The sequence below is a fragment of the Streptomyces sp. NPDC058239 genome (assembly GCF_042882185.1).
GTDB lineage: Bacteria > Actinomycetota > Actinomycetes > Streptomycetales > Streptomycetaceae > Streptomyces.
This window is the reverse complement of the sequence record NZ_JBHVWS010000006.1, coordinates 38698-60897: the sequence shown is the minus strand read 5'-3', so window position 1 is coordinate 60897 and position 22200 is coordinate 38698. Positions and strand designations below refer to the sequence as shown.

23 protein-coding genes are annotated in these 22200 nt (G+C 69.3%); 16 read left to right on the top strand and 7 right to left on the bottom strand.

What is annotated here, in order from left to right; translation table 11 throughout:
* Positions 1-233: 233 nt before the first annotated feature.
* The 6 genes from ACFVYE_RS10250 to ACFVYE_RS10225 all read left to right on the top strand — a co-directional run bounded on the left by ACFVYE_RS10250 (position 234) and on the right by ACFVYE_RS10225 (position 5748).
* Positions 234-602, top strand: coding sequence for an STAS domain-containing protein (locus ACFVYE_RS10250; protein ID WP_383969532.1), 369 nt, complete (start codon positions 234-236; stop codon positions 600-602).
* A 192-nt stretch (positions 603-794) separates the two neighbouring features.
* A complete protein-coding gene (locus tag ACFVYE_RS10245; RefSeq protein WP_383969529.1) occupies positions 795-1316 on the top strand; it encodes an ATP-binding protein in 522 nt (173 codons plus the stop codon).
* A gap of 191 nt (positions 1317-1507) precedes the next feature.
* Entirely contained in the window at positions 1508-2176 is a 669-nt protein-coding gene (locus ACFVYE_RS10240; RefSeq protein WP_383969526.1) for a peptidase, read from the top strand.
* Positions 2177-2264: 88 nt separating this feature from the next.
* Entirely contained in the window at positions 2265-3254 is a 990-nt protein-coding gene (locus ACFVYE_RS10235) for a hypothetical protein (RefSeq protein WP_389604991.1), read from the top strand.
* The gene (locus ACFVYE_RS10230; protein WP_383969520.1) at positions 3251-4381 is read left to right on the top strand and encodes a hypothetical protein; all 1131 of its coding nucleotides are present in this window, start codon (positions 3251-3253) and stop codon (positions 4379-4381) included. The genes ACFVYE_RS10235 and ACFVYE_RS10230 overlap by 4 nt, the downstream gene beginning before the upstream one ends.
* A gap of 38 nt (positions 4382-4419) precedes the next feature.
* The gene (locus ACFVYE_RS10225) at positions 4420-5748 is read left to right on the top strand and encodes a hypothetical protein (RefSeq protein ID WP_389605113.1); all 1329 of its coding nucleotides are present in this window, start codon (positions 4420-4422) and stop codon (positions 5746-5748) included.
* 96 nt (positions 5749-5844) lie between these two features.
* On the opposite strand, the gene ACFVYE_RS10220 is transcribed toward ACFVYE_RS10225, so the two are convergent.
* Positions 5845-7335, bottom strand: a complete 1491-nt coding sequence (locus ACFVYE_RS10220) for an oligopeptide:H+ symporter (RefSeq protein ID WP_383969518.1) — start codon at positions 7333-7335, stop codon at positions 5845-5847.
* Between the two features lie 492 nt (positions 7336-7827).
* Here ACFVYE_RS10220 and ACFVYE_RS10215 point away from each other — a divergent pair, with 492 nt between their 5' ends.
* Complete coding sequence (locus ACFVYE_RS10215) at positions 7828-8505, top strand: response regulator transcription factor (RefSeq protein ID WP_383969515.1); 678 nt, start codon at positions 7828-7830, stop codon at positions 8503-8505.
* Positions 8506-8520: 15 nt separating this feature from the next.
* On the top strand, positions 8521-9786 hold the full coding sequence (locus ACFVYE_RS10210) for an ATP-binding protein (protein WP_383969512.1): 1266 nt from the start codon (positions 8521-8523) through the stop codon (positions 9784-9786).
* A 17-nt stretch (positions 9787-9803) separates the two neighbouring features.
* Here the strand turns inward: ACFVYE_RS10210 and ACFVYE_RS10205 are convergent, their stop codons facing one another.
* Positions 9804-10328 (bottom strand): GtrA family protein, encoded by a 525-nt coding sequence (locus ACFVYE_RS10205; RefSeq protein ID WP_383969509.1) that lies wholly within the window; start codon positions 10326-10328, stop codon positions 9804-9806.
* 172 nt (positions 10329-10500) lie between these two features.
* Between ACFVYE_RS10205 and ACFVYE_RS10200 the strand changes: the two genes are divergently transcribed.
* From ACFVYE_RS10200 to ACFVYE_RS10190, 3 genes are read left to right on the top strand one after another with little or no spacing between them, the layout of a single operon-like run.
* Complete coding sequence (locus ACFVYE_RS10200) at positions 10501-11652, top strand: 5-(carboxyamino)imidazole ribonucleotide synthase (protein WP_389604988.1); 1152 nt, start codon at positions 10501-10503, stop codon at positions 11650-11652.
* The gene (gene purE, locus ACFVYE_RS10195; protein ID WP_383850917.1) at positions 11649-12188 is read left to right on the top strand and encodes a 5-(carboxyamino)imidazole ribonucleotide mutase; all 540 of its coding nucleotides are present in this window, start codon (positions 11649-11651) and stop codon (positions 12186-12188) included. Before ACFVYE_RS10200 ends, purE begins: the two co-directional genes overlap by 4 nt.
* 7 nt (positions 12189-12195) lie before the next feature.
* A complete protein-coding gene (locus ACFVYE_RS10190; RefSeq protein WP_383969503.1) occupies positions 12196-13389 on the top strand; it encodes a dipeptidase in 1194 nt (397 codons plus the stop codon).
* Between the two features lie 60 nt (positions 13390-13449).
* On the opposite strand, the gene ACFVYE_RS10185 is transcribed toward ACFVYE_RS10190, so the two are convergent.
* Entirely contained in the window at positions 13450-13812 is a 363-nt protein-coding gene (locus ACFVYE_RS10185; RefSeq protein ID WP_383979404.1) for a VOC family protein, read from the bottom strand.
* A 95-nt stretch (positions 13813-13907) separates the two neighbouring features.
* Between ACFVYE_RS10185 and ACFVYE_RS10180 the strand changes: the two genes are divergently transcribed.
* Entirely contained in the window at positions 13908-14420 is a 513-nt protein-coding gene (locus ACFVYE_RS10180; protein WP_383979407.1) for a CGNR zinc finger domain-containing protein, read from the top strand.
* Positions 14421-14443: 23 nt separating this feature from the next.
* On the opposite strand, the gene ACFVYE_RS10175 is transcribed toward ACFVYE_RS10180, so the two are convergent.
* Positions 14444-15787, bottom strand: a complete 1344-nt coding sequence (locus tag ACFVYE_RS10175; RefSeq protein WP_383979410.1) for a UDP-glucose dehydrogenase family protein — start codon at positions 15785-15787, stop codon at positions 14444-14446.
* Positions 15788-15985: 198 nt separating this feature from the next.
* On the opposite strand from ACFVYE_RS10175, the gene ACFVYE_RS10170 reads away from it, so the two are divergent.
* A complete protein-coding gene (locus ACFVYE_RS10170; RefSeq protein ID WP_383979413.1) occupies positions 15986-17143 on the top strand; it encodes an acyl-CoA dehydrogenase in 1158 nt (385 codons plus the stop codon).
* A gap of 171 nt (positions 17144-17314) precedes the next feature.
* Here the strand turns inward: ACFVYE_RS10170 and ACFVYE_RS10165 are convergent, their stop codons facing one another.
* Positions 17315-17857 carry a hypothetical protein gene (locus tag ACFVYE_RS10165; RefSeq protein ID WP_383966769.1) on the bottom strand — a complete coding sequence of 181 codons (543 nt, stop codon included), beginning with the start codon at positions 17855-17857 and terminating at the stop codon, positions 17315-17317.
* 345 nt (positions 17858-18202) lie between these two features.
* On the opposite strand from ACFVYE_RS10165, the gene ACFVYE_RS10160 reads away from it, so the two are divergent.
* Positions 18203-18568, top strand: coding sequence for a DUF4440 domain-containing protein (locus tag ACFVYE_RS10160; protein WP_383966772.1), 366 nt, complete (start codon positions 18203-18205; stop codon positions 18566-18568).
* 123 nt (positions 18569-18691) lie between these two features.
* On the opposite strand, the gene ACFVYE_RS10155 is transcribed toward ACFVYE_RS10160, so the two are convergent.
* A complete protein-coding gene (locus ACFVYE_RS10155) occupies positions 18692-19588 on the bottom strand; it encodes a hypothetical protein (RefSeq protein ID WP_383966775.1) in 897 nt (298 codons plus the stop codon).
* Between the two features lie 33 nt (positions 19589-19621).
* Positions 19622-20572, bottom strand: coding sequence for a helix-turn-helix domain-containing protein (locus ACFVYE_RS10150; RefSeq protein WP_383966778.1), 951 nt, complete (start codon positions 20570-20572; stop codon positions 19622-19624).
* 394 nt (positions 20573-20966) lie between these two features.
* Here ACFVYE_RS10150 and ACFVYE_RS10145 point away from each other — a divergent pair, with 394 nt between their 5' ends.
* A complete protein-coding gene (locus tag ACFVYE_RS10145) occupies positions 20967-21845 on the top strand; it encodes a helix-turn-helix domain-containing protein (protein WP_383966781.1) in 879 nt (292 codons plus the stop codon).
* A complete protein-coding gene (locus ACFVYE_RS10140) occupies positions 21842-22051 on the top strand; it encodes a DUF397 domain-containing protein (protein WP_383966784.1) in 210 nt (69 codons plus the stop codon). Before ACFVYE_RS10145 ends, ACFVYE_RS10140 begins: the two co-directional genes overlap by 4 nt.
* Positions 22052-22200 lie beyond the last annotated feature (149 nt).

The window sequence follows — 22200 nt, the reverse complement described above, 5'->3', positions numbered from 1 at the left end:
TCCTGCGGTGAAGCGGCGCCTCCAAAGCCGGCCGTGTTTTGGTGTCCCCCTACCCTTACCCGGTTCGGATGGGCAGTTACAAGCTCCAATTGGGGCCATATGTCCGGTTTGTTGGTGTCTTCGGGTACCACGTGGCGTACGGAACGCGTACTGTTTCAAGAACGTCAGCGACGGCTAGAACGAATCTGCGCACGCTGAGGCGCAGGCAGTGACGACGGCGAAGAGGGACGGGCATGGACCGCGGGACGGTCGGCAGTGCGAACCGGGGTCGACTTCAGGTCGAGGCCCGTACCGAGGGGCGCAGCGAGGTCGTGACGCCGGTGGGTGAGCTGGATCACCACACGGCGGATCTGCTGCGGGAACCCCTGGAGAGCGCGGTCGAGCAAGGGCGAGTACGCCTGGTGGTCGACTGCTCGCGACTCGAATTCTGTGATTCCACCGGGCTCAATGTGCTGCTCGGTGCCCGCCTCAAGGCGGAGGCGGCCGGGGGAGGGGTCCATTTGGCCGGAATGCTGCCGGTGGTGGCGCGGGTCTTCGAGATCACCGGGGCCGAGGCGGTCTTCACCGTCCACGACTCCCTGGAAGCGGCCCTGGACGCATGATCGTGGCGCGTTTCGCGGCCCCGGGTGCCTCATGTGTTGCCCGTGTCACGCGATCCGCGTAGACGAAGTGGGTGTTGTCACGATTCGGCCGGGCAGGAGACACCCGGCGGAGTCGTGGGCGGCCCGCGCACTCTGTATCTGTACTTGTAACTGATCAATGGCGACATGGTGAATCGGTGAGGTGAAGCGCTGATGAGCACCACCCGGCAGCATCCGCCGGGCGACCGCGGCCGCGAGCCGGAGGACGCCGGCGTGGGCGCACGCGCGGACGCGGGCGCCGGCGCGGCCTCCCCCGAGACGGCCGAGCGGCAGTGGCGCACGTTGTCGCTGCGGGGGGTCGGCGGCATCGTGCCGACGGCCCGCGACTTCGCCCGCCAGGCGCTTCACGACTGGGGCTGGCTCCCTGCGACGAGCGCCGACGGACGGGCCGCCGCCGAGGACGTCCTGCTGGTCGTCTCCGAGCTGGTCACCAACGCCTGTCTGCACGCGGACGGTCCCGAGGAACTGCGTATCGCATGCACGGCCAAGGTGCTGCGGGTGGAGGTCGTCGACGGAGGTGCGGGACAGCCCGCACCGCGCACCCCGCACCGGGCCGGCCGGCCCGGAGGGCACGGCATGTTCATCGTGCAGCGGCTCTGCCTGGACTGGGGCGTCCTGCGGGTGGCGGGCCGAGCAGGCAAAACCGTCTGGGCGGAGCTGGCCGCCCCCGCGTAGTTGCCGGTTCGGGACATGGGGGCGCATGGCCCCGCATTTGCACCTTTGAAGAGCGCGCCGGATCGGCGCGCTCTTTGTCTTCCCTCCACAAGGCCCCAGGCGTACCTTGAGCGCCCGATCTGATGTGTCGTCAGTAACTTGCGTCGGTGAGAGACGGCGCGCGGCGACTTCCGGCATGAGGGGAACTCAAGGTGTCCTACCAGAAGCGAACAGCTCTCGCGCTGGCGTCCGCGCTGGCGGGCACGGTGGTGCTGATGGCCGCGCCCGCCGCCCACGCCACGGTCGTGGACGTCGACTACCGGTGCAAGACCCCGATCGGGGACAAGAGCGCCGTGTCTCCCATCGACATCAAGAGCGTCAAGAGCGGCGGCGGCTACAAGCTCACGATGTCCTTCCAGAAGGGCGTCTCCTCCAGCCCCGTCGAACTGGGCAAGGGCGCGATGAACCCCAGCGCGGTCATCAAGGTGGGGGGCGCGGACTCGGGCCAGGTCCAGGTCTCCGGTGCGCCGAACTCCGCCGCCATCCCCGCCAACACCCCCATCAAGATCAGTGACCTGTCGGGTACGTACACCCCGAAGAAGAGCGGCAAGGTCGACTTCACCGCCGGTGTGCTGACCATCAAGGCGCTGGGTACGACCACGACCTGCACCCCCTCCAACAACCCGGGGCCGTCGCTCCAGCTCGATGTGACGGCCGCGGGCAACGCGCAGAGCACCCCGGACAACGGCGGGCAGCTGCCGAAGACCGGTCCGCTCGACTCGGCCGTGGCGCTCGGCACGCTCGGCGGCACGGTGCTGCTGACCGGTGCGGCCGGGGTGCTCTGGCTGACCAGGCGCGGGCAGGGGGCCGTGCGCCGATAGGGCGTCTCCTCCGGATCGGGCCGGATCCGGAAGAAAGGCCCCGGCCCCCACGATCCCGCCGCCGCCGTCACGCACCAGGGAGCTGCCCATGCCGTCGCCGACCGGTCACGCCGCCCGACTCGTCCTCGCCGTACTGCTGTTCACCTTCGCCATGACTCCGGTGGCCGGTGCCGCGGCCCGGAGGCCGACGCCCGCGAGCGCCGCGTCGTGGACGGCGCAGCCCGCGGTGAGCGGTTCCCGGACGGACGGCGGCAGACCGTACTTCTACCTGGAGGGCCCGCCCGGCACCGTTCTCCAGGACCGGCTCTCCGTCATCAACTCCGGTACGGCCCCGGTCACCGTGCGGCTGCGCGGCGCCGACGCGTACAACGCCGAGGACGGCGACTTCGCGGTACGCGGTGGCAAGGGCTCCACCGGGACCGGTGCCTGGCTGCGAACCGCCGCCGCCGAGGTGACCGTGCCGGCCCGCACCCGCGCCGATGTGCCGTTCTCCGTCACGGTGCCGACGGGCGCGAGCCCCGGCGACCACCCCGGTGCGATCGTCGTGCGGAGCGGCGACCGCTCGGTGGGCGTACGGCTCCAACTGCGGGTCGGCGGGCCGACGCTGGCCGCGCTCACCGTCGAGGACGTCACCGTGTCCGGGCAGGCCATCCACTACACGCTGGTCAACCGCGGCAACACGGTGCTGGCGCCGCGCATCGCCGTCGGCGCCGACGGAGTGTTCGGGACGCTGCTGCGGCGCGAGGCGCGCACGCTGCCGGTGGAGCTGCTGCCCGGACAGCGCGTCAGGCTCGGCGAACCGTGGCGGGATGCCCCGGCCCTCGACTCGGTGACCGTGCGGCTGAGCGTCACGGCGGCGGGCGGCGCGCACAGCGAGGCGACGGCCCGTGCGGCCTTCGTCCCGTGGGCGCCGGTGACCGGCGGCGCACTGCTGCTCCTGGCCGCCGTCGCCGCGGGCGCGTACCGGCTCCGGCGCTCACGCAGACGGTCACCGGACGACGGCGGGCCCGGACAGTCATCGGGAGATCAACGGCACTCGGAGAGAAGGCACTTGGTGAAGGCGGGAGCGGAATCGTGACTGGACAGGCCGGACCGGCATCACTCCGGAGCGGCAGCCACCGGTGGGCGGCCGCGCTGCTCGGCGCCCTGCTGCCCGCACTGCTGATGCTCTCCGCGGCCGGAGCCGACGCGGCGGGTACGAGGGCCGCGGACGCGAAGCCCGCGGTCACCCTGTCCAAGCAGCAGGCGGGCAAGGGCGGTGACATCACCGTCAAGGGCAGCGGCTGGCGCCCGAACACGCTGCTGATGATGCTGATCTGCGGACAGTCCACGCCGGACCGCGGTGTGATCGGCGGCACCAACTCCTGTGCCAACGCCGAGGGGCGTGCCGTCACCACCGGCACCGAGGGCGACTTCAGCAAGAAGATGCCGGTCGCCGAGCCGCCCGCACCCTGCCCCTGTGTGGTGCATGTCGCCACCGTCACCGGGGAACAGGCCACCGCCGACGCCGTGTTCGTCGTCGCCGGCCACCCGGTCGCCGCGCTGCCGAAGGAGAGCGAGGGGGGCAGGCTCGCGGTGCTGGCCACCACCCGGCTCGAGGGCGACAGCGGAATCCTCACCTGGTTCGGCGCCCCGCCCTCCCGGCAACTGGTCTTCACCGTGGGCAATCTGGGCTCCGCTCCCGTCAAGGATCCGGTCTTCCGGATCGGCACCGCGCACGGCGTCTTCGCCCCGCAGTGGGACGAGCGGCAGTGGCGCGGCACCATCGAGTCCGGCCGCAAGGCGCAGATCAGGCTGCCGGTCGAACTGACGGCGGGCGCCCACGGCGACTACCAGGTCTCGCTGAAGTACGGCGGCAAGGTGCTGGCCGAGCAGCCGTGGGGGGTCGGCCGCCCCTGGGGAGTCACGCTCTTCTGGATCCTGCTGTGCGTCGTCGTACCGGCCGCCGTGTTCCGCATCGGCATGGCGATCGTCGACAAGGTACGTCCCCGCGCCTCGCGTACCCCGGTCCGCGCCGGGCGCCACCGCCACCCGCAACTGGCCGATGTGACCGCCAGGCTCCCGAAGCTGCGCCGCGCACCGGGGCCCGCCCAGAGCCCCGCCGAGAGCCCCGCGGCAGCGCCCGGCACCACGGCCGCGCTGCCATGGTTCACACCCGATTCCGCACCGTCAGAGAACAGACCGACGACGAAGGGACATTCGTGAGTACGCAACGCAGGACGGTCGCGGCGGGAGTCGCGATGATGCTCGGTGGCGCGGGCATGCTGCTGGCCGCGAGCCCGGCCCAGGCCGCCGACATCTCGTACAAGACGGAGTGCATTCCCCCGCCCATCTCCGGGCTGCCGCCCGTGCAGGGCACCACCAAGGTGCAACTGACCGCGCCGGCCGAGGCGAAGGTCGGGGACACCGTCGAGGTGGTGTGGAAGACGGTCGAGGCCGCTTCCAGGAACCCCGACGTCCTCGACCTGGAGAAGGACACGGTCAAGCCGACCGGCACCATCAAGGTGGGCGGCGCGGCCACGGGCACCCTGCAGATGGAAGGGCCGCGGCAGAACCCGCCGATCCCCAAGAACAGCGCCATGGTGCTGCCCGACATGAAGGGCACACTGAAGCTGGAGAAGGCCGGTGAGATCACGCTGACACCGGACGCCTACAACATCAACGTCTCCAAGCCGATCTCCACGGACACCAAGTGCACCCCGAAGGAGACGGTGCAGCCGGGCGCGACCATCAAGGTCACGGACGGCGGCGGATCCACGACCGCGGGCGGCACGACCACCGGCTCCACCACCGGCTCCACCACCGCGGGCGGCACGACGACCGCGGGCGGCACGACTGCGGGCACGACCGCGGGCGGTACGGACGCGGGTGGCACGGACTCCGGTGGCACGACGACCGCGGGCGGCACCACCTCGGGCTCCGGCGGCGGGCAGACCGACTTCCCCGGCAAGGAGGTCTCGGTCAACTTCGCCTGTACGTCCCCGGGACCGGCCGGCATCGCCTCCAAGGTGACGATCAACGCGAAGAAGAGCGGCGGGAGCTACGCGCTCACGGTCAAGACTGCCAAGGGCGTGATGGACAGCCCCGCCGCGCTGCCCGCCGGTGCGCTCAAGCCGTCCATGGATGTCGTCATCGGCGGCGCCGACAAGGGCTCGGTGAAGGTCACCGGACCCGCCAACGCCGAACCGCTGGAGCAGGGCAAGCCGGTCGATCTGTCCGACATGACCGGCACCTACAAGCCGGGCGCGTCCGGGAAATCCACACTCAGCCCCGGCACCCTGACGATCGATGTCACCCTGGGCTCCTCGAAGATCAACATCCCCTGCAAGGTCAAGGGCTCGGTGACCCCGTCGCTGGAACTCGACACCACAGCCCAGCAGGGCGGCGCCTCCGGAGGCACCACCACGGGCTCCACGGCAGGCGGCACGGACTCCGGCGGCGGACTGGCGGCCACCGGGGCCGAGGACAACGGCACCCTGCGCGCACTCGGTCTGGTCGCGGGGACGGCGATCCTGCTGGGCGGCGCCGTGTTCACCTTCACACCGTGGCGCAGGCTGCGCGGCACCAGGTGAGCTGAGCTCCGTACGGACGCACGCGAAGGGCCGCTGCACCGACTCCTGGAACCCAAGATCGGTGCAGCGGCCCTTCGTACAGCCGGGTCCGGTGCGTCAGCGCACGTCGCCCATGAGCTGCTTGACCTTGCCGCGGTACATGAAGACCGCGACACCCGCGGCAACGGCGAGGAAGGCCTGCAGTGTGACCACGCCGGTGCCGTTGAGCTCCACACCCGCGATGGACAGCAGACCCGTGGTGCAGTCACCGGCAGTGACGGCCAGGAACCAGACACCCATCATCTGGCTGGCGTACTTGGCCGGAGCCATCTTCGTGGTGACGGAGAGGCCCACCGGGGACAGCGTCAGCTCGGCGACCGTCTGGACGAAGTAGATCGCGACCAGCCACATCGCGGCGGCCTTGTGGCCGTCGGTCGCGATCGTCAGCGGCATCAGGAAGAGGAAGAACGACGCACCGACCAGCACCAGGCCGGAGCTGAACTTCACGATGGTGCTGGGCTCCTTGCCGCGACGGTTCAGCGACAGCCAGAAGGCGGCGAAGAGCGGGGCCAGCGCCATGATCAGGACCGGGTTGACCGACTGGTACCAGGAGACCGGGAAGTTCCAGCCGAAGACACTGTTGTCGGCCGAGGAGTCGGCGAAGATCGCGACCGTCGAACCGCCCTGGTCGTAGATCATCCAGAAGATGGCGGCGGCGACGAAGAACCAGATGTAGCCGGACATCTTCGACTGCTCGGTGGCGCTGAGCTCCTTGTCGCGCTTGATGCGCGCCAGGACGACGACCGGAATGACCAGGCCCGCGACGGTGATGGGGACCAGGAGCCAGTTGAGCGTGTAGACGCCGGTGGCGACCGTGACGATGTAGAAGACGGCCGCGACGGCCAGCCAGATCATGCCCTTGCGCAGCGTGCTCGCCCGCTCGGCGGCGGACAGCGGCTTCGGGACGACGAGGCTGCGCTCGTTCAGGTGGCGGGTGCCCATCATGAACTGGGCGAGGCCGAGTCCCATGCCGACCGCGGCGAGCGCGAAGCCCAGGTGCCAGTTGACGTTCTCACCGACGGTGCCGATGATCAGCGGCGCCGCGAAGGCACCCGCGTTGATGCCCATGTAGAAGATCGTGAAGCCACCGTCGCGGCGCGGGTCGTCCGGGCCGTCGTAGAGGTGGCCGACCATCGTCGAGATGTTGGACTTCAGCAGACCGGAGCCGATGGCGACCAGTCCGAGACCGGCGAAGAAGGTGCCCTGCGAGGGCAGCGCCAGCGCCAGGTGGCCGATCATGATGACGGCACCGGCGACGGCGACGGTCTTGCGCGGACCCCAGACACGGTCGCCGAACCAGCCGCCGGGCATGGCGAGCAGGTAGACCAGCGACACGTAGACCGAGTAGATCGCCGTGGCCGTGGCCGGGTTCATGTGAAGCCCGTTGGGGGCGATCAAGTAGAGGGGGAGCAGGGCCCTCATGCCGTAGTAGCTGAAGCGCTCCCACATCTCGGTCATGAAGAGAGTGGCCAGGCCGCGGGGGTGGCCGAAGAAGGTCTTCTCGGATCCAGAAGTACTGGCCGAGTCCTTCGTCAGGCTGGACGCCATGGTCGATCCTTGCTTGCTCGGGACGCGACGCCTCGTGAGCGTTACGCGCCCGGTGGGGGGAGGCCGGCACCGACAACGACATGCCCCACCCCAACGCCTGACAGGGGATTCGTCCCGACCGCCGGACCCATCGAGGAGCCGACTGAAGAAGACGGGGACCGACCGCATCGGGATCCACGCCCGGTGCGCATCCTCGCGTTCCGGGCCCGGCCACAGGTCATTCACTGAGCTTCACGACTGGCGGGTACCAGCCGGCAGAACAAAAGAGACCCTCGGCGCTAAAAGCTGCCCAAGGGTCCTTGAGTAGTGCAACAGGCGTCGAGCCACCATACGACACGACAGTGCCGTATATGAATGGACTTGAGAGATGGATCACAGGTTGCGATGCAACCACACTCGCATATTCGAAGGTCTCTCTCCGTTTTCCTCACGGACCCGCAGGGCTTTTTGATCACCTCACAGCATCCGCCCTGCGCGGACTACCATCACTCCATGACCCGTGTACTGCTCGCCGAGGACGACGCATCCATCTCGGAGCCGCTGGCCCGCGCCCTGCGTCGGGAGGGTTACGAGGTCGAGGTCCGTGAAGACGGTCCGACCGCTCTCGACGCCGGCCTCCAGGGCGGAGTCGACCTGGTCGTACTCGACCTGGGCCTGCCCGGGATGGACGGCCTCGAAGTTGCCCGCAGGCTCCGTGCCGAAGGCCACACCGTGCCGATCCTGGTGCTGACCGCCCGCGCCGACGAGGTGGACACCGTCGTCGGCCTGGACGCGGGCGCCGACGATTACGTCACCAAGCCCTTCCGTCTCGCCGAACTGCTCGCCCGCGTCCGGGCCCTGCTGCGTCGTGGCGCCACCGAACCCGCTCCGCAGCCCGCCACCCACGGCGTCAGGATCGACGTCGAGTCGCACCGGGCCTGGATGGGCGACGAGGAACTCCAGCTCACGGCCAAGGAGTTCGACCTGCTGCGGGTCCTGGTCCGCGACGCCGGCCGGGTCGTCACGCGTGACCAGCTGATGCGTGAGGTCTGGGACACCACCTGGTGGTCGTCGACCAAGACCCTCGACATGCACATCTCCTGGCTCCGCAAGAAGCTCGGTGACGACGCGGCCAACCCCCGCTACATCGCGACCGTACGGGGCGTCGGCTTCCGCTTCGAGAAGAGCTGACGTACAGAAGCACTCATGCGCCGCAGACTGATCAACTCCACACTCGCCGTGGTGCTCGTGGTGATCGCCGTCTTCGGCGTCTCCCTCGTCATCGTCGAGAGCCGCACCATCAGCAACAGCGCCCAGGAGAGCGTCGACTCCGAGGCGCTGCGGCTGATCAGCGTCGTCGAGAGCCGGCTCCTGGGGGCGGAGCGGATCAACTCCGCGCTGCTGGCCCAACAGATCTCCAGCAAGCGCTACGCACTGGTCAAGATCCCCGGACGCGCCCCCCTCGAAGTCGGTACGCGCCCCACCGGCAGGGTGATCAGCAGCACTGCCGAGGGAGAACGGGGCGAGCGCGTCACCGTCGAGGAGTCCAGCTCCGCCGTCACCCGTGAGGTCGGCCGCACCCTGATGATCATCGGCGCGGTGGCACTGCTGGCCATCGTCTCGGCCGTGCTCCTCGCCGTACGCCAGGCCAACAAGCTGACCTCGCCGCTGACGGACCTCGCCGAGACCGCCGAACGCCTGGGCTCCGGCGATCCACGACCGCGCCACAAGCGGTACGGAGTGCCGGAGCTGGACCGGGTCGCCGACGTCCTGGACTCCTCCGCCGAACGGATCGCCCGGATGCTGACCGCGGAACGCCGGCTGGCCGCCGACGCCTCGCACCAGCTCCGTACGCCGCTGACCGCGCTCTCCATGCGGATCGAGGAGATCTCGGTCACCGACGACCCGGACACGGTGAAGGAGGAGGCGAACATCGCCCTCACCCAGGTCGAGCGGCTCACCGATGTGGTGGAGCGGCTGCTGACCAACGCCCGCGATCCGCGCACCGGCTCCGCCGTCGTCTTCGATCTCGACGAGGTCGTCAAGCAGCAGATCGAGGAGTGGCGCCCGGCCTACCGGGGCGAGGGCCGCGCCATCGTCCGCTCCGGAAAGCAGGGGCTGCGGGCCGTCGGTACGCCGGGCGCGGTCGCCCAGGTGCTGGCCGCACTGATCGAGAACTCACTGATGCACGGCGGCGGTACGGTCGCGCTGCGCACCCGGGTCACCGGCAATCAGGCGGTGATCGAGGTCACGGACGAGGGCCCGGGCGTGCCCCCCGATCTCGGCGCCAGGATCTTCGAGCGGACGATCAGCGGCCGCAACTCCACCGGCATCGGCCTCGCGGTCGCCAGGGACCTCGCGGAGGCGGACGGCGGCCGCCTCGAACTGCTCCAGCAGCAGCCGGCGGTCTTCGCCCTGTTCCTCAGCCGGGTTGCCCTGAACAGACAGGAACCGGAACGCCCGGTGCGGTGAGCGTGTGCGGTGGGCGGCTACCGCCGCACCGGATCCGCCTCGACCCGCGGCACCTGCTCCGTACGTCCCTGCTTCAGGAACCCCTCCGCGCTCAGCACGGTCTCCTTCACGGGCAGCGCCTTGAATACCCACGTCCGGTAGGACCAGAAGCGGAAAAGCGTCGCGATGCCGATCCCGAGGATCTTGAAGACATTGCTCTGGACCGGGCTGTTCCACCCGAACCCGTACGTCGCCGCGTACAGGACACCGGTCTCGATGACCGCACCCACCGCGCTGAACAGCAGGAACAGCGTCAGCTCCCGGGTCCGCCCGCTCTTGTCACGGTCCCGGTACGTCCAGTAGCGGAAGCCGACGTAATTGAAGAGGATGGCGACGAACGTCGCCAGCAGACCTGCCCGTACCACCTGAAGGTCCGTGGTGCGCCAGAGCAGGTTGGACACCGCGATATTGACCACCAGGCCGAGTGCGCCGACCGCGCCGAACTTGGCGACCTCCCGGGCCAGCAGATCCAGCCGGGTTCGCAGTGCGCCCCGTTCGCTCATGGTGATCGCTCAGCCCGTCTGTCGGTTACGTCAACCCGGTCATGCTATCCAGCCGGTCCATGGGCCGCCTGTGGATGTCCTGTCAGGTGTGGCGATGCTGTGACGTGCCCGCCGCCGGGGCGGGCGGAGGGCATCGTCGGGCGACCCCCGGAGCGGCGGATACCCTGGAGGAGTGACGTTCCCGGTAGTCGGCATGGTCGGTGGCGGTCAGCTCGCCCGTATGACCCACGAGGCGGGCATCCCCCTCGGCATCAAGTTCAAGCTCCTCAGTGACACCCCCCAGGACTCGGCGGCCCAGGTGGTGAGCGAAGTCGTCGTCGGCGACTATCGCGACCTGGACACGCTGCGTGCCTTCGCGCGCGGCTGTGACGTGATCACCTTCGATCACGAGCACGTACCGACCGAACACCTGCGGGCCCTGGAGGCGGACGGCATTCCCGTGCGCCCGGGACCCGATGCGCTGGTGCACGCCCAGGACAAGGGGGTGATGCGCGCGAAGCTCACCGAGATCGGCGCGCCCTGTCCCCGCCACCGCATCGTGAAGGACCCGGCCGACGTCGCGGCCTTCGCGGAAGAGGTCGGGGGCTTCCCCGTCATCCTCAAGACGGTCCGCGGCGGCTACGACGGCAAGGGCGTCTGGGTGGTCCGCTCCGAGGCGGACGCGGCCGACCCCTTCCGGGCCGGTGTCGCGGTCCTCGCGGAGGAGAAGGTCGACTTCGTACGGGAGCTGGCGGCCAATATCGTCCGCTCGCCGCACGGCCAGGCCGTCGCGTACCCGGTCGTCGAGTCGATCCAGGTCGACGGGGTCTGTGACACGGTCATCGCCCCGGCCCCGGAGCTGGACGAGCGGCTCGCGGGCGAGGCCCAGCAGCTCGCTCTCCGTATCGCCTCCGAGCTCGGCGTCGTCGGCCATCTCGCCGTCGAACTCTTCGAGACCCGCGGACCCGACGGGAAGCCCGGCATCCTGGTCAACGAGCTCGCGATGCGCCCGCACAACTCCGGGCACTGGACCCAGGACGGCGCGATCACCTCGCAGTTCGCCAACCACGTCCGGGCCGTCCTCGACCTCCCGCTCGGCGACCCGCGCCCGCGTGCCACCTGGACGGTCATGTCCAATGTGCTCGGCGGCGACTATCCGGACATGTACCAGGCGTATCTGCACTGCATGGCCCGCGACCCGCAGCTCAAGATCCACATGTACGGCAAGGACGTGAAGCCCGGCCGCAAGGTGGGACACGTCAACACCTACGGCGACGACCTGGCGGACGTGCGCGAGCGCGCCCGGCACGCGGCCGACTACCTGCGAGGAACGATCACCGAATGACTTCCCCCGCCTCCGCCGCGCCGGTCGTCGGCATCGTCATGGGCTCGGACTCCGACTGGCCCGTCATGGAAGCAGCGGCCAAGGCCCTCGACGAGTTCGAGATTCCCTACGAGGTCGACGTCGTCTCCGCCCACCGCATGCCGCGCGAAATGATCGCGTACGGCGAGCACGCGGCGGACCGCGGCCTCAAGGCGATCATCGCGGGCGCGGGCGGCGCCGCCCACCTGCCCGGCATGCTCGCCTCCGTCACCCCGCTGCCCGTCATCGGCGTCCCGGTCCCGCTGAAGTACCTGGACGGCATGGACAGCCTGCTCTCCATCGTGCAGATGCCCGCCGGTGTCCCCGTCGCCACCGTCTCGGTCGGCGGCGCACGCAACGCGGGGCTGCTCGCCGCACGCATCCTCGCCGCCCACGACAGCGAGCTGCAGGCCCGCATGGTCGAGTTCCAGCAGGAGCTGAACGACCAGGCGACGGAGAAGGGCAAGCGGCTGCGCAGCAAGGTCGAGGGCAGCGACTCCTTCGGTTTCGGGAAGTAGGCCACCCGTGGACCAGCTGAAGCGGGCAGCCGAACTCCTCGCCGAGTACCCCGTCGTCGACGGCCACAACGATCTGCCGTGGGCGCTGCGCGAACAGGTCGGCTACGACCTGGACGCCCGCGACATCGCCACCGACCAGTCCGCCCATCTGCACACCGACATCCCGCGGCTGCGTGCGGGCGGCGTCGGTGCCCAGTTCTGGTCCGTCTACGTACAGTCCGACATGACGGGCGACGAAGCCGTCAGCGCCACCCTCGAACAGATCGACGTGGTCACCGAGCTGCTGGAGCGCTACCCCGCGGACCTGCGGCGCGCCCTGACCGCCGACGACATGGAGACGGCTCGCGCCGAAGGCCGTATCGCCTCCCTGATGGGTGCCGAGGGCGGCCACTCCATCAACAACTCGCTGGGCACTCTGCGCGCGCTGCATGCCCTGGGCGTCCGCTACATGACGCTCACCCACAACGACAACATCGCGTGGGCGGACTCGGCGACCGACGAGCCGGGCGTGGGCGGTCTCTCGCCCTTCGGCCACGAGGTCGTACGGGAGATGAACCGCACCGGCATGCTGGTCGACCTCTCCCATGTGGCGGCCACCACGATGCGCGACGCGCTCGACACCTCCACCGCGCCGGTGATCTTCTCGCATTCCTCGTCGCGCGCGATCTGCGACCACCCGCGCAACATCCCCGACGACGTCCTCGTCCGGCTCCCGGCCAACGGCGGTATCGCCATGGCGACGTTCGTACCGAAGTTCGTCCTCCCGGCAGCCGTCGCCTGGACCCAGGCCGCGGACGAGAACATGCGCGCCCACGGCCTGCACCACCTCGACACCACCGCGCAGGCCATGAAGATCCACGCAGCCTTCGAAGCGGCCAACCCGCGCCCGATGGCCACCGTGGCGACGATCGCCGACCATCTCGACCACATGCGCGAGGTCGCCGGGATCGATCACATCGGCATCGGCGGCGACTACGACGGCACCGCCTTCCTCCCGGAGGGCCTTAGGGACGTCGCGGGCTACCCGAACCTGATCGCGGAGCTGCTCGGCCGGAGCTGGTCCACCGCCGATCTCGCCAAGCTCACCTGGCAGAACGCGGTACGTGTGCTGCGCGACGCCGAGGACGTCGCACGCGAGCTGAGCACGCACCGGGCCCCGTCCCACGCCACGATCGAGCAGCTGGACACCAGGGCCGGCTGAGCCGGAACTGTCGCGTGCGGGGCGCCCCCAGGGGCGCCCCGCACGCTTTCCTGCCTGCTTCTAACCCGCGCACAGACAGAACGGGTGCCCCGCAGGATCCGCGTACACCCGGAAACTCCGCGCCCGGTCCTCCGCATCCAGCACGGTCGCACCCAGCGCAAGCACCTCCCGCTCCGCCGCGTCCAGATCCGGCACGGTCAGATCCAGATGCAACTGCTGCGAGCCGTCCGGACGTGGCCACCGCGGCGGTACGAAACCGGGCGCGGCCTGGAACGCGAGCGGCACGGCCACGCCACCGGTCAGCTCCACCCAGTCCTCACCGCCGCCCCCGACCTTCCCGCCGAGCAGCCCGGCGTAGAAACGGGCGAGCGCAACGGGGTCGGGGCAGTCCAGAACGATGGCACCCAGTGTGGCGACAGTCATGACACTTCCTCCTCCGAGCCGAGTCGGTTACCCCTACAGCGCCTCAACAGGTAACCGTTACTGCATGCTGCCGCATTGGAGGTAACGTCGCAACCATGATTGAGAAGGATTCCGCGCCCGGTGGACTCGCGTTGATCGAGGCCCTGGTCAACACACTGGACATCGAGACCGGTGCGGACACTCTCGATACGGCGGAGGGGCGCGCCGCCTTCTCTCTCGCCGAGCCGGACGTCCCGGACGCCCGCGTTCTGCGCGAGGCGCTCCGTACCGCCTGCCTCGCCCATGCCGGCCACCGCCCGCCGGACGGCTCAGCAGCGCCCCCGCTCGACCGGCTCCTCGCCGAAGCGCCCCTGTGCGTCACCGTGGACGCGGCGGGCGCCGCCTCACTGCGGCCCGCCGCCGAACCGGCCTCTCTGACCGCCCGTGTCGCGGCGGCCATCGCCACCGCGGCAGCCGACGGCACCTGGGCCCGGCTCAAGGCGTGCGAGGCCGAGGACTGCCAATGGGCCTATTACGACCGCAGCCCGGCGGGGCGCCGCCGCTGGTGCTCCATGTCGGTGTGCGGCGCCCGCGCCAAAATGCGCACCTACCGCGCGAAGCGCGGCTGAAACCGGTCCGAGGACCCGATACGTCAGGCCTTCGGGCGCCCCATCGCCCGGTACGTCCAGCCGGCCTCGCGCCACTGCTCGCTGTCGAGCGCGTTGCGGCCGTCCAGGATTATCCGGCGGGACGCGACCTCGCCGAGCGTCGCCGGGTCCAGCTCGCGGAATTCGCGCCACTCCGTCAGATGCAGCACCACATCCGCGCCGCGCACCGCGTCCAGCGCCGAGTCCGCGTAACCGAGGGTCGGGAAGAGCCGCCGGGCGTTGTCCATGCCCTTCGGGTCGAAGACCGTGACCTGGCCGCCCTGCAGATGGATCTGCCCGGCCACATTCAGTGCCGGTGAGTCCCGTACGTCGTCCGAGTCGGGCTTGAACGTCGCGCCCAGGACCGCGACCCGCTTGCCGAGGAAGGAATCGCCGCCCACGGCCTCCCGGGCCAGCTCCACCATGTGGCCGCGGCGCCGCATATTGATCGAGTCGACCTCGCGGAGGAAGGTCAGTGCCTGGTCCGCGCCCAGCTCACCGGCGCGCGCCATGAAGGCCCGGATGTCCTTCGGCAGACAGCCGCCGCCGAAGCCGATCCCGGCCCGCAGGAACTTGGAGCCGATCCGCTCGTCGTGCCCGATCGCCTCGGCCAGCTTCTTCACATCGCCGTCGGCGGCCTCGCAGACCTCCGCCATGGCATTGATGAACGAGATCTTCGTGGCCAGGAAGGAATTGGCCGCGGTCTTCACCAGCTCGGCGGTCGGGAAGTCCGTCACCACGAACGGCGACCCCTCGGCGACCGGCACCGCGTACACCTCGCGCAGCAGCTTCTCGGCCCGTTCGCTCGCCACGCCGACGACGATCCGGTCCGGGTGCAGGGTGTCCTTCACGGCGAAGCCCTCGCGCAGGAACTCCGGGTTCCAGGCCAGCTCCGCCTCCGCACCCACCGGCGCCAGCTCCGCCAGCCGAGCCGCGAGCCGGGCCGCCGAACCCACCGGCACGGTCGACTTCCCGACGACCAGGGCGGGCCGGGTCAGATGCGGTGCCAGCGACTCGAAGGCGCTGTCGACGTAGCTCATGTCGCAGGCGTACTCGCCGTGCTTCTGCGGAGTGTTCACGCAGACGAAGTGCACATCGCCGAAGGCCGCCACCTCTTCCCACGAGGTGGTGAACCGCAGCCGTCCGGTGGCTCCCTCGATGCCCTCCACATGCTTGCGGAGCAGCTCTTCGAGGCCCGGCTCGTACATCGGGACCTTGCCGGCGCTCAGCATCTCGATCTTCTCGGGCACGACATCGAGGCCGAGCACTTCGAAGCCCAGTTCCGCCATGGCCGCGGCGTGGGTGGCGCCGAGATAGCCGGTGCCGATCACAGTGATCCTGAGGGCCATGTAGTGCTCCTGGGAGATGCGGACAGACGTGCGGTGAACGAGCATAGTCGTGCCTCCGGAAGCCCGGTTTCCAGCTGCCTGCGCAGCTTCTCCCACCCCTGTCGCGAAGCTCACGCACGCATTGCATAGGCCATGCGGGAGCGGCGCTCTAAAATCGGGTTACTTAACGGTAGTTAGCATCTTTGGGGAGTGAGCGTCTTGGCGGGTTCGACCGATTTCGACCTGTACCGTCCGGCCGAGGAGCACGAGATGCTCCGCGAGACGGTGCGTGCGCTCGCCGAGGCGAAGATCGCCCCGTACGCGGCAGCGGTCGACGAGGAGGCGCGCTTCCCGCAGGAGGCGCTGGACGCCTTGACTGCCGCGGACCTGCACGCGGTGCACGTACCCGAGGAGTACGGCGGCGCGGGCGCCGACGCCCTCGCCACGGTCATCGTGATCGAGGAGGTGGCCCGTGTCTGCGCCTCCTCCTCCCTCATCCCGGCCGTGAACAAGCTCGGCTCGCTTCCCGTGGTGCTCTCCGGCTCCGAGGACCTGAAGAAGAAGTACCTGGGCCCGCTCGCCAAGGGCGACGGCATGTTCTCGTACTGCCTCTCCGAGCCCGACGCCGGTTCCGACGCGGCGGGCATGAAGACCAGGGCCGTGCGCGACGGCGACTTCTGGGTGCTCAACGGTGTGAAGCGCTGGATCACCAACGCGGGCGTCTCCGAGTACTACACGGTCATGGCCGTCACCGACCCGGCCAAGCGCTCCAAGGGCATCTCCGCCTTCGTCGTCGAGAAGTCGGACGAGGGTGTCTCCTTCGGCGCTCCGGAGAAGAAGCTCGGCATCAAGGGCTCCCCGACCCGCGAGGTCTACTTCGACAACGTCCGTATCCCCGCCGACCGCATCATCGGCGAGGAGGGCACCGGCTTCGCCACCGCGATGAAGACCCTGGACCACACCCGCATCACGATCGCGGCCCAGGCCCTCGGTATCGCCCAGGGAGCCCTCGACTACGCCAAGGGCTACGTCCAGGAGCGCAAGCAGTTCGGCAAGCCGATCGGCGACTTCCAGGGCGTCCAGTTCATGCTCGCCGACATGGCCATGAAGCTGGAGGCGGCCCGCCAGCTCACCTACTCGGCCGCCGCCAAGTCCGAGCGCCTCGACGGCGACCTCACCTTCTTCGGTGCCGCGGCCAAGTGCTTCGCCTCCGACGTCGCGATGGAGGTCACCACGGACGCGGTCCAGTTGCTCGGCGGCTACGGCTACACGCGGGACTATCCGGTGGAGCGGATGATGCGCGACGCGAAGATCACGCAGATCTACGAGGGCACGAACCAGGTCCAGCGCATCGTCATGGCGCGGAACCTGCCGTAGCGGTTATTGCCCATACGCGTCTGGCCCCCGGTAGCACACCGGGGGCCAGACGCGTGTAGGCAGCCAAGACACCGCGCGAGATGAATCAGCCGGGCCGCAGACAGCGGGTCCCGTTTGTCATCAAACCCAGTCGACCGACACGGGGGCAAGGTTCTCCAACAGGGCGCTGTTTCAAGACGCCATGACCCGGCTGCGCGGGGAGCGGTGACGGCGGTAGTAGGAGACGGTGACGGCGGCGAGCAGGGGGCCCCACAGGACCAGCGGTTGGTAGAGGACGCCGACCACGAGGTCGCCGGTGTCCGTCATGTCATCGTGCGGGTACGTCCACCACCAGGGAACATTGGCCCACATCACGGTCAGTGCCACTGCGCCGAGGGCGGCTGGGACGACGGCGGCCATCGGGCGCACGGCGCGTCCTCCGATCAGCGGTATCCAGTGCGGCACGACTTCGCCCCAGGGCCGCACCAGACCGATCGTCAGGAAGGCGAGAAGCTCGCAGACCACGCTCAGCGTCAGCATCCAGGCCTTCGCGCCGAGCGTCTCGAAGTGCGCGAAGCTCTCGTCCAGGTAGCCGGCCGGATAGCCGAGCACCAGGACGATTCGCCACAGCCCGCTCGGCAGTACAACGAACGTGGTCAGATGCGCGGCCCAGACCGCCCAACGGGGCGGCGGCGCAACGGAGTTTGCGGCCGTGGCGGCGTCCGGAGTGCTCATGCGAATCATCCTGCCGCGCCACCCGTCGCGTTCCATCAGCCTCTGCGCCTGCTCCGGTTGGTCCGCTGGACTGACGCCTGGCCTGCGTGACCGCGCCGCAAGGCGGACCGACCGTCAGCCTTCGAGATGATGCGCGCAGCAAAGTCCGTCCGTGCCTGCTGAGTTCTGCCGACGACTGGGTTCAGTGACAAGCGGGCTGGATTCATTGGCGACGGACAGTAGAGGCAGTTGGTGATCCACCCAGCCATGAATGTTGACGGGAGACGACGTCATCGCCGGTGTTGCTGCTTGCGTTGTGTGAACTATTCGCTGTGACGTGACGAGGGACGTCCGTAGGGTTCGTGCATGACAGACGAGAGTGAGCGGGCCGTTCAAGCGGCCATCGAGGCAGAGATGCGGCTTCTCGACCCTGCCGTGCGTGCTTCGCCGGCCCTGGTCTCGGAGCTCCTGGACCCGGAGTTCCTCGAGATCGGAGCGTCGGGGCGGCGCTGGGACGCGACGTCGATTCTCACGGTGACGAGTGACGGTTCGGTGGCCCCCGAAGCTCCGGTCGAGGTCAGCGATATGTCGGGGGCCGTACTCGCTCCCGGCATCGTTCATCTGACGTACTTCGCCGACCACGGCGGGCGTCGAGCATGGAGGAGCTCCGTGTGGCGTCTGACGGGAGTGGGCTGGCGCATGTACTTCCACCAGGGCACTTTGACGAGCTAGGTCCGGTGACGGCCCCGACGCACCGCGGCCCGCGTCCTGCTCCGGCCCTCGGACGTGCGCGGAGCCGTGAACGGTATGCGGGCATGCGGGCAGGAGGGGCGCAGTCACCGTGAGCCACCGGGGCTACTCCTCGGCGAAGACTTCCTCGGCGGAGGCGGCGGTGGCGGCGCGGTTGAGCCACTGGTGCAGGAGCTGAGGGTCGTCGCAGCCGGTGATCTTCTCGCGGGTCTCGTCGGTGATGGCGATACCGCGCACGTCGAGGATGAGCAGGAGTCCCTCGGCTCGACCTTCGGCTCGACCTTCGGCTCGGCCTTCGGCTCGGCCTTCGTCCCGGAGTTCTTCCGAGAGGGGCGACTTGTAGAAAGAGAGGTCCACGGCCACCAGATTCCTCCACTGTTGTGCGGCCGGGCGGTTGCCCAGGCCTTGTGCGGTGAGTTCGATGATGGGGTCGGCGATTGCTTCCGGTGTGTCCCGCAGTGCGGCGGACAGGGTTTTCAGTATGGCACCGACGTCCGGATTGTCGGCGTGCGTGATGGCGGCCAGGGTGGTGAGTGCGAGGTCCTTGCGGGCTTCGGCCACATCGGTGATGACAGGCATGTTGTGCGGGCCCGCAACGAGGGGATACAGGGCGAACGTCTGCCACTGGCGGAGGCCGATGGAGATGGGGCGTGCGGCCCATTCGGCGGTGGCGTGGTCCTGGCAGACGACCAGCAACAGGATGGGCAGCCCATATCTGTTGTGGAGATAGCTGACGTAGTACGGCCAGCTGGCGGTCTTGCGTGGGTCCTTCTTGCCCTGGGCTTCGATGGCGAGGAGGAAGGGTCCGTCATGCGCTGTTTCGATGCGCAGGAGGGTGTCCACCCGGCGTTCGACGGGACGGGCTTCGGTGAGGTCGGTGGGCAGCGCGGTGGCTGAGGTGGGTGGTGGGATGTCGACTCCGAGCACCTCGGAGACGCGGGAGAAGAGGCCGGGGTACTCCTGGAAGATGCGGTGCATTGCCTCGTGGGGCGAGCTGACCATGCGGGTCCGTTCGGGTTGTGGGTGATGTTTCGGTCAGGCGGCTGTGTGCAGTTCGGTGCGGCAGTCGCGGCAGTGGCCGGGGCGGCGGGAGCGGAAGGCGCGGTCGCAGCGGTCGCAGTTCTGGAGCGGGATGACGATGACGCCAGGGCGTGCGGGTGCGAGGTCCTGGGCTCCTGGCAGCGGCGGTGGCAGGAGCGCCGTGATCCGGTGGCGCAGAAGCTTGGCTGGGTGCTTCAGGAGGTTCGGGAGGTCGGTGGTGAGGGCGTGGCGGATGGTGTCGGGGTGGGCGTCGCGTTCGAGCCAGGTGGCGACGCCGGGTGTGAGGGAGTGGATGTCGTGCTCGGCGAGGGTGAGTTGGGGTGTGTGGCGGCGCAGGTCGGCTAGGAGCGCGGTGGCCACGCGCTGAAGCTCCGACGTGAGCTCCTGCGGCTGTGGGAGCGGCGGAGGCGGCGATGTGCGCGCGGTGGGGGCCGGTACGAGGGCGGGCTGCGGCTGCGGCCGTGGTGTGGGCGCCGGGGGTGGTGCGGGGCGCGGTTCGGGAGCGGTTACGCGTGGCGGCGGCGGTGGTGTGGGCAGCGGGGCCGGCTCGCTGGGAACCGTTCGGGGCTGACGGGTTGCGCCGGGCTGGTTGTACGAGACGGTGCGGGTGACGATGCGGCCGTCGGCGAGGCGTACGCGGCTGCGGTGGAGGTAGCCGTGGGCTTCGAGTTCGCGCAGGGCGGCGGCGATGCGGGTTTCGCTCTCGGGGAAGCGTTCGGCGAGGCGCTTGATGCCGATCTTGGCTCCGGCGGGGAGCGACTGGATGTGGGCGGCGAGCCCGATCGCGGTGAGGGAGAGCCCGTGATGCTGGGCGAGATGATTGCCGATGACGGTGAAGCCAGCGGCGTGCCGGAAGTTGATGTGGATGACACCGGATGACGGTGTGGCGCCCCCGGGTGCGGGGGACAGGGCGCACGGGGGCGCGGTAATCTGCGGGGTACCCATCGGGAAGCTCCGTACTTCCTCGGTGGTCAGGCCCCCGGTTGAGACTGTGAATCTCGGTCGGGGGCCGTCGCATGTCTGGAGTTGTCGCGGCGAGCATATGCCAGCCAACCCGTTTGAAATCCAGCCCAGTTGCCCTATGTCACCCGCGCGAGTGACGGGGGCGGGGTGGGGTCGGGTTTGGATGGGGAGGGTGATTTCCCCAGGTTCTTCAAAGCTTTATGTGTCGTGGGGCGTGGCGACGTGGCTCACCGGGTCGTGGGCCTCCGCGACCCGGTGAAGCGGTCACGGTACGGGCCGAGTTGATTGTCCAGCGCTGTCCCGGCTGTCCGGGGTGACGTGCTGGGGACACCAGGGGTTGAGCCAGAACGGCATGCACGTCGGAAGTGGGGCACGGATGAGCGTGGATGGGACCAGTACGGAGCGCGGGGACGGCGGAGCGGACGAGCCCGGCTGGGACGTCGATCCCGACGACGAGTCGGGGGTTGCGGTGGTCGCTGCGGTGGGCCGTCAGATCAAGGCATGGCGGGAGTCGGCGGGGCTGCGGGCCGGCGACTTCGGGGCTGCGATCGGGTACGGGGAGGACCTGGTCCACAAGGTGGAGGGCGGCCGGCGTATCCCTCGGCCGGAGTTCCTGGACCGGGCGGGCGAGGTGCTGGGCGCGGGCGGGAAGCTTGCTGCGATGAAGCGGGATGTGGCGGAGGTCCGTTACCCGAAGAAGGTTCGGGATCTGGCGAAGCTGGAGGCCAAGGTCGTCGAGCTGGAGGCGTATCACCACCACAACATCAACGGCCTGTTGCAGACCGAGGAGCATATGCGGGCCCTGTTCGCGTCGTGGCTTCCCGCCTACACGCTGGACGAGATGGACCGCGTGGTAGCTGCTCGCATGGCCCGGCGATCCATCTTCGATCGGGATCCCCTCCCGTCGCTGAGCTTTGTCCAGGAAGAAGTGACTCTTCGCCGTCCGGTCGGAGGCACAAAGGTGTTGCGCCGACAACTCGAACGCCTCTTGGAATTAGGGCGGTTGCGGAATGTGGCTATCCAGGTGATGCCGACCCACCGCGAGGAACATCCTGGGACGGGCGGACTGATCGAGGTGCTGAAGTTCCCCGACGGCAGTGCGGTGGGGCGTTCCGAAGGCGCGTTCAGCGGACGCCCGGTTTCCGACCCGAAGCAGCTCAGGATCCTTGGGCTGCGCTATGGGATGATCCGGGCCCAGGCTCTTACGCCACGGGAGTCGCTGGCCTTCATCGAGCAAGTTCTGGGAGAGACATGATCAACAAGCCCTCTGCCGGGGCCGCTTCCGAGCTGGAGTGGTTCAAGAGCAGCTACAGCAGCAGTGGCGATGGCAACGACTGCATCGAGGTCGCGACCACCCCAGGCGCGGTGCTCGTGCGCGACTCCAAGAACTTGCAGGGGCCTCGGCGCGCTTTCGTCTCAGGCGCTTGGGCGGACTTCGTCTCGTACGCCGCCGGGCACTGATCCCACACGCACTCGTGCCCCGAGCCCGGTTGATGCCGGACCGGAGGCGCGAGCCCACGAATTTCCGCCCCGCGACGGACGAATGAGGCACCGTCACCCACGGCGGGCAGCGGCGGGACGGGGGCCCGCACCTGATCGATGCGGCGGGC